The sequence below is a fragment of the Pseudomonas sp. WS 5010 genome, from assembly GCF_012985565.1.
Taxonomy (GTDB): Bacteria; Pseudomonadota; Gammaproteobacteria; order Pseudomonadales; family Pseudomonadaceae; genus Aquipseudomonas.
This window is the reverse complement of sequence record NZ_JAAQWQ010000002.1, coordinates 719,176-731,427: the sequence shown is the minus strand read 5'-3', so window position 1 is coordinate 731,427 and position 12,252 is coordinate 719,176. Positions and strand designations below refer to the sequence as shown.

At 60.0% G+C, this 12,252-nt stretch carries 8 protein-coding genes; 1 reads left to right on the top strand and 7 read right to left on the bottom strand.

What is annotated here, in order from left to right; translation table 11 throughout:
• Window position 1: 1 nt before the first annotated feature.
• The 3 genes from efeB to efeU form a co-directional block, all read right to left on the bottom strand.
• Window positions 2–1,291, bottom strand: coding sequence for an iron uptake transporter deferrochelatase/peroxidase subunit (gene efeB / locus HBO11_RS07875; protein WP_169951421.1), 1,290 nt, complete (start codon window positions 1,289–1,291; stop codon window positions 2–4).
• A gap of 14 nt (window positions 1,292–1,305) precedes the next feature.
• Complete coding sequence (gene efeO, locus HBO11_RS07870; RefSeq protein ID WP_169951955.1) at window positions 1,306–2,433, bottom strand: iron uptake system protein EfeO; 1,128 nt, start codon at window positions 2,431–2,433, stop codon at window positions 1,306–1,308.
• 78 nt (window positions 2,434–2,511) lie between these two features.
• Entirely contained in the window at window positions 2,512–3,345 is an 834-nt protein-coding gene (efeU, locus tag HBO11_RS07865; RefSeq protein WP_169951424.1) for an iron uptake transporter permease EfeU, read from the bottom strand.
• Between the two features lie 190 nt (window positions 3,346–3,535).
• On the opposite strand from efeU, the gene HBO11_RS07860 reads away from it, so the two are divergent.
• On the top strand, window positions 3,536–4,552 hold the full coding sequence (locus tag HBO11_RS07860; RefSeq protein ID WP_169951426.1) for an AraC family transcriptional regulator: 1,017 nt from the start codon (window positions 3,536–3,538) through the stop codon (window positions 4,550–4,552).
• 78 nt (window positions 4,553–4,630) lie between these two features.
• Here the strand turns inward: HBO11_RS07860 and HBO11_RS07855 are convergent, their stop codons facing one another.
• The 4 genes from HBO11_RS07855 to mexE form a co-directional block, all read right to left on the bottom strand.
• A complete protein-coding gene (locus HBO11_RS07855; protein WP_169951428.1) occupies window positions 4,631–5,887 on the bottom strand; it encodes an MFS transporter in 1,257 nt (418 codons plus the stop codon).
• A gap of 340 nt (window positions 5,888–6,227) precedes the next feature.
• The gene (locus HBO11_RS07850) at window positions 6,228–7,643 is read right to left on the bottom strand and encodes a TolC family protein (protein WP_169951431.1); all 1,416 of its coding nucleotides are present in this window, start codon (window positions 7,641–7,643) and stop codon (window positions 6,228–6,230) included.
• Entirely contained in the window at window positions 7,640–10,819 is a 3,180-nt protein-coding gene (locus HBO11_RS07845; protein WP_169951433.1) for an efflux RND transporter permease subunit, read from the bottom strand. Before HBO11_RS07845 ends, HBO11_RS07850 begins: the two co-directional genes overlap by 4 nt.
• 15 nt (window positions 10,820–10,834) lie before the next feature.
• Entirely contained in the window at window positions 10,835–12,079 is a 1,245-nt protein-coding gene (gene mexE / locus HBO11_RS07840) for a multidrug efflux RND transporter periplasmic adaptor subunit MexE (protein WP_170058858.1), read from the bottom strand.
• Between the last annotated feature and the right edge of the window lie 173 nt (window positions 12,080–12,252).

Genomic DNA, 12,252 nt, shown 5'->3' with positions numbered 1-12,252 from the left:
GTTAGGTGTTGGCAGTGGTGTGCAGCAAGGTGCGGCCGATAAAGTCCTTGGGCCCGGTGACCCCCGGCAGCGTGAAGAAGTAGCCGCCGCCCACCGGCTTGAGGTACTCCTCCAGAGGCTCGCCATTGAGCCGGGTTTGCACAGTAATGAAGCCTTTCTCCAGGTCTGCCTGGTAGCAGATAAACAACAGGCCCATGTCCAGCTGGCCGTTCTTGTTGACGCCATTGGAGTAGTTGAACGGCCGGCGCAGGATCAGGTTGGCCTGGGTCGACGCTGTGCGCGGGTTGGCCAGGCGGATATGCGCATCGAGCTTGGTCAGTTTGCCTTCTGGGTCCTTGCTGTAGTCGGGCACCTGGGCTTCGCTGTGACCGTCCATGGGCGCGCCGCTGGTCTTGATCCTGCCGATGATGCTCTGCTGTTCCTGCAAGGGCGTGCGGTCCCAGCGTTCGACGAAGTTGCGGATGATCCGCACCGCCTGGTAGCTGCCATGGGCGGCCCAGGCGGGCTCGTCACTGCCGGGCTGGACCCAGACCAGTTGGTCCATGGCCTTGGCGTCGTTGGAGTCCGGGTTGGCCGAGCCATCGCGAAAGCCCAGGAAGTTGCGCGCACTCTGTGCCGGCTGCCCGGCGCGGGCAGGGGCCTGGGGCGGTACGCTGCCTTCCTGTTTCCAGCGCACCAGCAGCAGGTCCGGCAGGTTTTTCACGATATCGCGCAGGGCGTGGATATTGGTATCGGGGGTGTTGGAACTCAACTGCAGGCTCAGGTCGCCGTGGCACTGCGCCGGTTCCAGGGCATCGTTGGGGAAGCCGACCATGCGGGTCAGGCGCTTGGGCTTGGCGGCGGCCAGGCCGAAACGCTCGTCGAACAACGACGCGCCCACCGACACGGTAATCGTCAGGTTATCCGGGGTGACCACCGGGCCGAGGATCCCGGAGTCGGTGGGCGGCAGTTTCGGGTCGACTTGCGGCACGCTGCCACCGGTCATCAAAAAGCTGATGCGCTCGTTGAGCGTGCGAAACAGCCGCTCCAGGTCCTCGCGGTCGCTGGCCAATACATCGAACGCCACTAGCATGCCGCAGGCCGGTCGCGGGGTGACGATACCGCTCTGGTGCTTGCCGTGGAAGGCATGGTGGTCCTGGGTTTTTTCGCTGCTGGGGGCAGCGGTGACCTGGGCCGCGCCGGCCGCCATCGCCGGGCAACTGAGGCTGCTGCCGGCAATTGCCGCGCCGGTGGCGGCCATGCCCAGCAACACACGGCGGCGCTGGGCGTTGAACTGTTCTGAATCACTCATCTATTTGGTCGTCTTCACTTAAGGCCGGAGAGGCCAAGGGCTGGGTCGATTCCATCGAGTGCGGCGGCCAGAGCCTTGGCCTTGTCGGCGATCTGCTTGCGCTGATCGGCGGTAACGCTGTCATAGGTGGGGTAGTGGCCATCGACCTGCAGGCCGTCGAGTTGCGCGGCGAAAGCGTTGATCGCGCTATCGATCCCCGGCAACAGGTCGGCGGCGGACTTGCCCAGCAGCGGCCGCATCAGGTCCACCACTTTGCGCGTCACCGTAAGGTTGGCGGCAAAGCCATTGAGGTCGAGGTGGCTGTAGCGCTCCTCTTCGCCACTGGCGGCGCGCACGTCGGCCAGGCTGTTGAGGTTGCGCACCAGGATGCTCACCAGTTGCTCGGGCGGCAGCGACTGTGCGAGCAGCTGTTGCTTGAGGGTGGTGACATCGGCCAGCAGGCGCTGGGCAATCGGTGCCAGGCCGTCGAGGCTGTGTTGCGCGAACAGGCCGTACTCCAGGCGATGGAAGCCGCTGAAGGCCGGGTCCTGTTCGCGTTTTTCGAAGTAATCGGCGCGGGCATTGATCGCGTTGTCCAACTCGGCCAGGCGCTGGGCGGCCGGGGCCAGTCGTTGGTAAGCCTCGCGAGCCGGCAGGTACAGGGCCTGGGCTTGGCTCAGGTCGCCGGCGGCAATCGCCTGTTGGAGGGCGCTGACGGTCTTGATCAAGGCGCCACCCTGGGTGTTCAGATACACGCGAAACTCCGACAGCGGGCCGACAAAGGCCACCATCGACGGCTTGGCTTTGGCCTGGGCGTCGGACTCGGCGGTCGGCGTTACGTGCAGGGTGCCGCGCGGGTTGCTCAACAGGCCGCAGGTGATGGCGTAGTCGCCCGGCAGCAGGTTGGCGTTGATCACCTGGCTCAAGCCAGGCGCAATGTTTTCGCGCTCTTCGACCACCAGCACGCCGTCGAGGATTTCCCACTCCACCGCGCGATCCGAGCGATTGATGATGCGAAAACTCGCACGGCCTGCCGGCACCGTCAGGGCGTTGGGCTCGCAGGCGTGGGCATGGATGATCACGGCGATTTCGTTGTGATTGACCTGGCGCTTGGCCGCGGCCAATTGCGAGGCGTAGTAGAACAGGCCGCCGGCGGCGATCATCACGATCACCGAACCGGCGACCGCCCAACGCAAGGCGCGGGGTGGCGAGGCAGGGGCTTGGTTTGGCAAGGGACGACCTTACTGGCTGGAAACGGAAGAGGGGGTGGCCGGCGCGGCGGGCATGAAGAACATCACCAGCGCCAGCACCAGGTAAATCAGGTAGGCGCCCAGGGTGCTGACGGTCGGCGCGTCCTGATAGCCGAACATGCCGGCCAGCACCGAGCCCAGCGGGCCATCCATCGGTAGCGTCGCGCTGAAATCGAACAGTACAGTCTGCAAGTGGTTCCACACCCCGGCTTCATGCAGGGCCTGCACCGAGTTGGCGAGGATGCCGGCGGCTACCACCAGGATGAACAGCCCGGTCCAGCGAAAGAACGCACCAAGGTTCAGGCGCATGCTGCCGCTGTAGATCAAGACTCCCACGACAATCGCCAGCACCAGGCCGAGCAGGGCGCCGATGGGCGCGGCCGGGCCTTCGCTCTGCTGGAACACTGCCAGCAGGAAGAACACCGTTTCCAGGCCTTCGCGGGCTACGGCGAAAAACACCATGGCAATCAGCGCAATCACCTGGTTGCGTGAGCCGGCCAGGGCATGATCCAGGGATTGGTGCAGGGAATGCTTGATCGAGCGCGCGACCTTGCGCATCCAGAACACCATGGAACTGAGAATGCCCACGGCCACCAGGCCGACAACGCCTTCGAACAGTTCTTGCTGCTTTTGCGGGAACTCGGCGCTGACCAACTCCAGCCCACCGCCGACCAGCAGGGCCAGGGCGGCTGCCAGAAATACGCCGATCCACACCGCCGGCATCCATTGGCCACGGCCGGTCTGTTGCAGGTAGCTGGCGATGATGCCAACGATCAATGCGGCTTCAATGCCTTCGCGCAGCATGATGAGAAAGGGGACGAGCATCGGGCACCGCAACGTAATTAGTTAGGGTGCTAAGTTGTAACATAATGATACTCATTACTAAACAGCGGATCTTGACGTTTTCTGAACACGGCCTGAACAGCCGCCTAAGTCGTTGCAGCGTGGGGTATGTGTTCCTTATCAAGCCCACACGCTCCTACAATGGCCGACCTACAAGATTGAGCCCTGGCCCATGTCGGAAAAAGACACAATCTCCATCCACCTGGTTCGTGAAGCCCTGTTGCAGAGTTGCGCCCCCGGTGCGGCGACGCGGGAGGCCCTGAACAAGGTCGGGATCGAGCCTGCTTTGCTGGAGCAGCCTGCCGCCCGCGTCCCGGCGCTGGCGTACGCGCGGCTCTGGCGCTTGCTGGCACGGCGTCGGGATGATGAGTTTTTTGGCATGGACCCGCGCAAGCTCAAGTCCGGCAGCCTGGGGTTCCTGTGTCGCGCGTCCATGGCCCAGCCTACCCTGGGCGAGGCCCTGGAAACCGGCCTGGGCTTCCTGTCGTTGATGCTCGAGCACCTGCCCGCGCAATTGGTGCGCCAGCAAAGCCTGGCGGAAATCGTCTTGCTGGAGCCCGAACCCGAACCGCGACGGGCGTTCACCTATTTTTGCTACTGGATGATCGTCCACGGCGTCGCCTGCTGGCTGGCCGGGCGACGCATCCCGATCCTGGCCATTGAATTGCGCTGCCCGCAACCGGACTTCTGCGACGACTACCAGGTGATGTTCTCCGACAACCTGCGCTTTGATCGCACGCGTACACGCATGATCTTTTCTGCCGACTGCCTCGACCTGCCGGTCAAGCGCAGCCCCGAGGAACTCAAGCGCTTCCTGGCCCAGGCGCCGGCCAACATCCTGGTCAAATACCGCGACCCCGACAGCCTGGCGATGCGCATCAAGCATGACCTGCGCCGACGCCCGGCCCAACAGTGGCCGGAAACCGAAAGCCTGGCCCAGGTGTTGTGCATGTCCGCCTCGACCCTGCGCCGGCGCCTGGCGGAAGAAGGGCAAACCTACCAGGGCCTGAAGGACAGCGTGCGCAAGGAACTGGCGGTTGTGTGGCTGGCCGAGGCCGATATCAGCTTCGCCGAGATCGCCAGCCGCCTGGGTTTCGCCGATGTGAGTTCGTTCTACAAGGCCTTTCGCAAATGGTCGGGCTCCAATCCCGGGCATTACCGCAGCTTGATTCTTAATGATGCTACGTAGGGCGTAATGGCGCGGATAAGGCTCAGTTAAAACTCCAAGCCGGCTTTCAATAGTGAGCCTGCAGAGGCTCTAGGAAATCTAGGGCGATTCAATCTTCTGGTTATTTAAACGGGTTTTTCGGCCACCTATCAGCAATGTGATGCTCACACCCAGCAAACCAAAAAAACAGGTTGCCGCAACTATAATTAAAGTCAATGAGAAGCCATATACATCTAATAGTCCGCCGAAAACGGTATAGGAGATACCAATAATCACCGAGTTGACTAGATTGGCAACAGAGAGACAGGAAGCTCGGATGCGTGAATCGACATTATCATGGATATATGTTTCATATGACGTCTCATATATCGCTGGGAGCGACATAATTAGAAGAAAGCTCGCGATTGAAGTGGTCGTTCCAATATTCAATGATAAAATGAAAAGAAGCAAAGTAACGGCAAGGGTGGTAGTGAAGGCAATTGCACCGAGAGAAAACCTGGCGCAAATAAAGCCAGCGCCCATGAACATTACTGCTGATATGGCTTCAACTCCAGCATAGATGCCGGCAATTATAGGTACTTCTAAGCCCTGAATGGAGAAAAATGGTTGGCCATAGATAAACAAAGGGATCGTTGAAAGCTCGAATAAAGCATATCCAATAAATAAAGGTATAAGAAAAGCGCCGTTTTTAGAGCGGAAGAAATTAATTAGCGCAGTAAAAAGACCCTCTGTATTTTTACTGCTCATGCCCCTTTCTTTATTGGTGTTCAGTGAGACAGGTGGAAGTTTGATTTCGGGGATTAATGTTACAGTCAGCGCTCCAATAAGCTTTGATATTGCAAAAAAAATATAAACACAGTTCCAAGACCATGTGTCTTGTAGTACACCGCCAAGAAGCATGGACAAGCCTAATGAAACCGCACCAATGGCACGGGCGCGAGATAATATCTTGGGGTAATCTTCAGCTCGATTTTCTGCCAGTAAGTTATCATACAATAATGCCCTGTCTGAACCGGAGCTCATGGCAATACTGGCACCGAATAGGCAAAATATAATTGCGAAAGGAATAAAGGAAGAGAACAGTAAAAAGCCAACGCCGCTTATAAATAATCCTAAGAAGCCTATTATAAGCGAAAATTTACGACCGTATCGATCTGCGAGTAAGCCAGATGGGATTTCCAATGCGACAGAAGAGAAGAATAAAAAAGATTGAAGAATACCTATTTCTCCTTGTGTGATTCCAAGTTGCAATAGGTAGAGCACAAATAAGCTTCTCTGAACATCCAGATTCAAAAATATCGACAATGAATAATATAAGTTGTCGTTTTTATTTTTTAAAAAATTGAATGAGCCCATTTTTATTTGAACGCCTGTCTTTTAATTCAAAAGTCTTGAAGCTTAAGGGGCGTACATCTCCTTTTGAAGGGGTGATTCTTGCTAAATGCTGAAAAAGCTGGCCAAGTCATGATAATGGGAGAACTGGCAGCTTCGATTTGAGCGCAGCAATAATAAGAATTTTTACCTTGCAGCCAAGTGCTGCACGGTACTAGGAAATTACTTACCAGGGACTTCTTGTTTAACTTACAGAAATAACTTTCAATATTTTAGGGCGCGCCAAACAAAAAAAGCCCCGTGACCGAATGGACCACGGGGCTAAAAATTGGCTGGATGCGACCAACCAAAGGAGCTCTTTACATCACTTTGCGCTGGCGACCACCGTCTCCGGCTGCCAGCCACCCCCCAATGCCTTGTAGATCGCCACGATGCCGCGATACAGGTCTACTTCGGCCAGGGCCTGGGCGTCTTCGGCCAGCAGGCGTTCACGTTGGGCGTCGAGCAGTACGAGGAAGTCGGCAGTGCCTTCGCGGTAGCGGATTTCGGCCAGGTCGGCCGCGGCACGGCTGGATTCGCTCTGGCGGATCAGCGAGACCAGGCGCTGCTGGCGCTTGCCGTAGTCGCTGAAGGCATTCTCTGACTCTTCCAACGCTAGCAATACTTGCTGCTCGTAGGTGGCCAGGGCGCCGTCGGCTTCGGCATCGGCGCCGCGCAGGCGGGCGCGTACGCTGCCCAAGTCAAAGGCGGCCCAGGTGATGCTCGGGCCCAGGGCCCAGGCGTTGGCGGCGGAGGAACCGATCTGCGAGCCACGGCCAGCGGTAAACCCAAGGAAACCACTGAGGCTGACCCGTGGAAACAAGTCGGCCTTGGCCACGCCGATACGTGCGGTAGCGGCGGCCAGTTTGCGTTCGGCACTGAGAATGTCCGGGCGCCGTTGCAGCAGTTGCCCCGGGTCGCCAATCGGCAAGGCCTTGGCAATTGCCGGCAGGTTGGCCGGGCTCAGGTCCACGCTGAGTTTGTCCGGGCGCTGGCCGAGGAGGGTGGCGATGCGATTGCGCTCGCGCACTTGCTCGGCCTGCAATTGCGGCACGCTGGCTTCGACCGCTGCCAGGCGTGCATCGGCACGTACCACGTCCAGTTGGTCGCCGACGCCGGCATCGCGCAGGCTTTCGGTGATGGTGCGCGAATCCTGCTGGTTCTTCAGGTTGGCCAGGGCGATTTTTTCCCGCAGTTGCGCACCGCGCAGTTGGCCGTAGGCGTCTACCAGTTCGGCAATCAGGCTGACTTGCAGTTGGTAGAGGTCGGCTTCGGCGGCTTGCTGGTCGGCGTCGCTGGCTTCGAGATTGCGCTGGATGCGGCCAAACAGGTCCAATTCCCAGGCCATATCCAGGCCCAGGTCATAGCGCTCGCTATTGACCCGGCGGGTGGTCTGGCCAGGGATCTGGCCCTTGGCCAAGTCGCTGCTGGCGCGGCTGGTGATGGTCGGCATCGCGTCATTGCTGGCGTCATCACGAATCGCCCGGGCGGCCCGCAGGCGGGCAAACGCGACCCGCAGGTCCCGGTTGCCGCTCAACGATTGGCTGACCAGTTGGTTGAGGATCGGGTCTTCGAATTGCTGCCACCAGATGCCTTCGAACTTGGCGTGGTCGTATTGCTTGGCATCGGCGGCGGCCGTGATGTTGGCCGCCTCCAGTTGCTGGGTTTTATAGTCCGGGCCCACGGCACAGGCGGCGAGCGCCAATACCAACAGGCTCGGCAGGAACACTTTCACATTCATTGCTGTGTCTCCAGCTGGAAGGCCTTGGCCGCTTTGCGCGCTTGGCTGCGCTCCACATAGCGGCGGATCAACACGTAGAACACCGGCGTCAGCAACAGGCCGAAGAAGGTCACACCGATCATCCCGGAGAACACCGCCACACCCATGGCATGACGCATCTCGGCACCGGCGCCGCTGGAGAACACCAGGGGCACCACGCCCATGATGAAAGCGAACGAGGTCATCAGGATCGGCCGCAGACGCAGGCGGCAGGCTTCCAGCACCGCAGCCAGCGGGTCGAGGCCTTCTTCCTGTTTATCCTTGGCGAATTCGACGATCAGGATCGCGTTCTTACAGGCCAGGCCCACCAGTACGATCAAGCCGATCTGGGTAAAGATGTTGTTGTCGCCACCGGACAGAATCACCCCGGTGATGGCCGACAGCAGGGTCATCGGTACGATCAGGATCACCGCCAGTGGCAAGCTCCAGCTTTCGTATTGGGCGGCCAGTACCAGGAACGCCAGCAGTACGCAGAGCGGGAACACGAACAGCGCGGTATTGCCCGAGAGGATTTGCTGATACGTCAGGTCAGTCCACTCGTAGGTCATGCCGTTGGGCAGTTCTTCTTTGAGCAGTTTCTCGATCGCCGCCTCCGCCTGGCCCGAGCTGTAGCCGGGGGCGGCGTTGCCGTTGATCTCGGCGGTGATAAAGCCGTTGTAGTGCATCACACGGTCCGGCCCCGAGGTGTCGCTGACCTTGATGAAGGTCGCCAGCGGGATCATCTCGCCCTTGTTGTTGCGCACTTTCAACTGGCCGATCTGGTCCTGGTCCAGGCGGAACTGCTGTTCAGCCTGCACGTTGACCTGGTAGGTACGGCCAAAGCGGTTGAAGTCGTTGGCATACAACGAGCCCAGGTAGATTTGCAGGGTGTCGAAGATGTCGCTGATCGCCACGCCGTGGGTCTTGGCCTTTTCCCGGTCGATAGCAGCATCGACCTGGGGCACGTTGACCGTGTAGCTGGTGAACAGGCCAAACAGTTCCGGCACGTTGTGGCTCTTGGCGATGACGTTCTGCACTTCTTTGTACAGCTCTTCATAGCCCAGGTTGCCACGGTCTTCGACTTGCAGGCGGAACCCACCGATGGTGCCCAGGCCCTGTACCGGCGGCGGTGGGAAGATCGCCATGTAGGCTTCCTGGATGTCGGCGTACTTGCCGTTCAGCGCCCCGGCAATCGCCCCGGCGGACATGCTGGGGTCCTTGCGCTCGCCGAACGGTTTCAAGGTCACGAACACAATGCCGCTGTTGGGGCTGTTGGTGAACCCGTTGATCGACAGGCCCGGGAAAGCGATGGCGCTTTCGACGCCGGGCTGTTTCAAGGCGATGTCAGACATGCGCTTGATCACGTTTTCGGTGCGGTCTAGGCTCGCGGCGTCCGGCAGTTGGGCGAAGGCCACCAGGTATTGCTTGTCCTGGGCCGGTACGAAACCGGTGGGCGTGTGGGCAAACCCGAAGAAGGTCAGCACCATCAGGCCGCCATACACGAACAGCGCGATACCGGTGCCACGGATCACCCGGCGCACGGTGCCGACATAGCCATGGCTGGCCTTTTCAAAGAAGCGGTTGAACGGGCGGAACAGCCAGCCACCGAAGAGCTTGTCGAGGAACCTGGAGAACCGGTCTTTTGGCGCGTCATGGCTGCGCAGCAAGACTGCGGCAAGGGCCGGCGACAGGGTCAGGGAGTTGAATGCCGAGATCACGGTCGAGATGGCGATGGTCAAGGCAAACTGCTTATAGAACTGCCCGGTCAAGCCGCTGATAAAGGCGGCCGGGATAAACACCGCACACAGCACCAGCGCCGTGGCAATGATCGGCCCGGTCACTTCGCTCATGGCTTTTTCCGTGGCCGGGAAGGGCTCCAGGCCCAGCTCGATATTACGTTCGACGTTCTCCACCACCACGATGGCGTCGTCCACCACGATCCCGATGGCCAACACCAGGCCGAACAGCGACAGCGCATTGAGGGAAAAGCCGAACAAGTGCATCACCGCAAAGGTGCCGATCAGCGACACCGGCACTGCGACCAGGGGGATGATCGACGCACGCCAGGTCTGCAGGAACAGGATCACCACCAGCACTACCAGGATCAACGCCTCGAACAAGGTGTGCACCACCGCCTCGATCGAGCCGCGCACAAACACGGTCGGGTCGTAGGCGATGCGGTAATCCATGCCTTCGGGGAAGCTCTTTTTCAGCTCGGCCATTTTGCTGCGCACATCATTGGAGATGTCGATGGCATTGGAGCCCGGGCGCTGGAAGATCGGAATCGCCACCGCCGGCTGATTGTCGATCAGCGAGCGCAGGGCATATTGGCTGGAGCCCAGCTCAACGCGGGCGATGTCCTTGAGGCGCGTGATCTCACCGTTGTCGCCGGCGCGAATCACGATGTTTTCGAACTCTTCCTCGGTGACCAGGCGGCCCTGGGTATTGACCGACAACTGGAAGCTGGTGTCGTTGGGCGCAGGTTGCGCGCCCAGGGCACCGGCGGCCACCTGACGGTTCTGTTCGCGAATCGCGGTTACCACATCCGTGGCGGTCAGGTTGCGTGAGGCGGTCTTGTTCGGATCCAGCCACACCCGCAGCGAGTAATCGCCCATGCCGAACAGCTGCACATCACCCACGCCGCCCAGCCGCGCCAACTCATCCTTGATATTGAGGATCGCGTAGTTGGACAGGTACAGCATGTCGTAGCGTTGGTCCGGGGAGGTCAAGTGCACGACCATGGTCAGGTCGGGGGAGGCCTTGTCCACGGTGATACCAATGCGTGTCACTTCCTCAGGCAGTTTGGGCTGAGTGCGCGTCACACGGTTTTGCACCTGCACTTGCGCGTTATCCAGGTCGGTGCCCAGGGCGAAGGTGATGGTCAGGGTGAGCTTGCCGTCGGCGGTCGACTGCGAGGACATATAGAGCATGTTCTCGACGCCGGTGATCGCCTGTTCCAGCGGCGAGGCCACGGTTTCACCGATGACCTTGGGGTTGGCGCCGGGGAAGTTGGCGCGCACCACCACGGTCGGCGGTACCACTTCCGGGTATTCGCTGATCGGCAGTTGGAACAGCGAGATTGCACCGGCGATCAGGATCAGCAGCGATAGCACCGCTGCGAAGATCGGCCGCGATATGAAGAACTTGGAAAAATTCATCTGGTGTGTAGTCCCTTAACCGCGTGGAGTCGCGACACTGGCGAGCTTGGGCGCGGTTTTATCCGGCGCCACTTGCTCCAGGTTGCTGGCTTCAAGCGCTTGTCGTTGTTGGGCCAGGGCGGCGAGGGTTGCCTGGCTGGCCATCGGGATGGTTTCTGGGGCAACCGGCGAACCCGGACGTACCCGCTGCAGGCCCTTGACGATAATGGTGTCGTCCTTGCTCAGGCCGCTGCGCACGATGCGCAAGCCTTCGATCTTCGGCCCCAGTTCCACGGCGCGGTAGGCGGACTTGTTGTCGGCGTCCATCACTAGCACAAACTTCTTGCCAAGGTCAGTGCCCACGGCTTCGTCGGTGATCAGCACGGCGGAGTAGGTGCCGCTGCCGACCAACTTGAGGCGCGCATACAGGCCGGGGGTGAAACGCCCGTCGCTGTTGTCGAACACCGCGCGCCCACGGATGGTGCCGGTGGCGGGGTTGACCTGGTTGTCGACAAAGTTCATCTGGCCCAGGCGCGGGTTGCCGTCTTCATTGGACAGGCCCAGGTATACCGGGGTGGTGGCGCCGCGACGGCCCTGGCGCGCCAGCTCGGTGTACTTGAGGTACACGCGCTCGTCAGCATCGAAGTAGGCATAGACCTTGTCGGTGGAGACCACGCTGGTCAGCTCGGTGACATCGGCGGTGACCAGGTTGCCGGCGGTGATCGCGGCGCGGCTGACACGGCCACTGATGGGCGAGGTGACACGGGTGAAACTCAGGTTCAGGCGGGCCAGGTCCAGTTGCGCCTGGATTCCGGCCACGGCAGCACGGGCTTCCTGGGCGGCGGTGGTACGCGAGTCGGCCAGCTCGGCAGAAATCGCATTGCTCTGGCGCAGGCGCTCGCCACGCTGGGCTTCATTGTCACTGCGCGAAGCAGCGGCTTTGGTCTGTTGAAGCTGGGCTTCCAGGCGGCGCACTTCAGCCTGGAATGGACGCGGGTCGATCTGGAACAGCAGGTCGCCTTTTTTTACCAGCGCGCCTTCGGTGAAGGCGACCTGGTCGATCTGGCCTGATACACGCGGGCGGATCTGTACGGTTTCCGGGGCTTCGAGGCGGCCGGTGAACTCGTCCCATTCATTGACCGGTTGTTCCAGGACCTTGGCAACGCTGACTTTGCTGGCGGGCATGGCGGCCGCTTGCTCGGGGGCCTTGCCGCATGCGCTCATCACCAGCACGGCCAAAAGGGCCAGGGGATAGCGCAAATGTTTGAGTGACTGTTCCATGAGGTGCATCCGCCAATGTATTTGAGATGGGCGGATCATGCTCGGCAGTGTGCTATCTCACGAATCGAATGAAACAAAGGTAACTATCATTCGGAATGATATAAGCGCCAGCCAAGCCCTCTAGCATGGGGCTTTCGTTAGGGTGCTATCAATCCCGTTAATGACAAGACACT

Bases quoted from the DNA above. Each gene is read 5' to 3' on its own strand.
- HBO11_RS07845 (WP_169951433.1), bottom strand. From the start codon at position 10,819: ATGAATTTTTCCAAGTTCTTCATATCGCGGCCGATCTTCGCAGCGGTG.
- efeO (WP_169951955.1), bottom strand. From the start codon at position 2,433: ATGATCGCCGCCGGCGGCCTGTTCTACTACGCCTCGCAATTGGCCGCG.
- efeU (WP_169951424.1), bottom strand. From the start codon at position 3,345: ATGCTCGTCCCCTTTCTCATCATGCTGCGCGAAGGCATTGAAGCCGCA.
- HBO11_RS07855 (WP_169951428.1), bottom strand. From the start codon at position 5,887: ATGGGCTCATTCAATTTTTTAAAAAATAAAAACGACAACTTATATTAT.
- mexE (WP_170058858.1), bottom strand. From the start codon at position 12,079: ATGGAACAGTCACTCAAACATTTGCGCTATCCCCTGGCCCTTTTGGCC.
- efeB (WP_169951421.1), bottom strand. From the start codon at position 1,291: ATGAGTGATTCAGAACAGTTCAACGCCCAGCGCCGCCGTGTGTTGCTG.
- HBO11_RS07850 (WP_169951431.1), bottom strand. From the start codon at position 7,643: ATGAATGTGAAAGTGTTCCTGCCGAGCCTGTTGGTATTGGCGCTCGCC.
- HBO11_RS07860 (WP_169951426.1), top strand. From the start codon at position 3,536: ATGTCGGAAAAAGACACAATCTCCATCCACCTGGTTCGTGAAGCCCTG.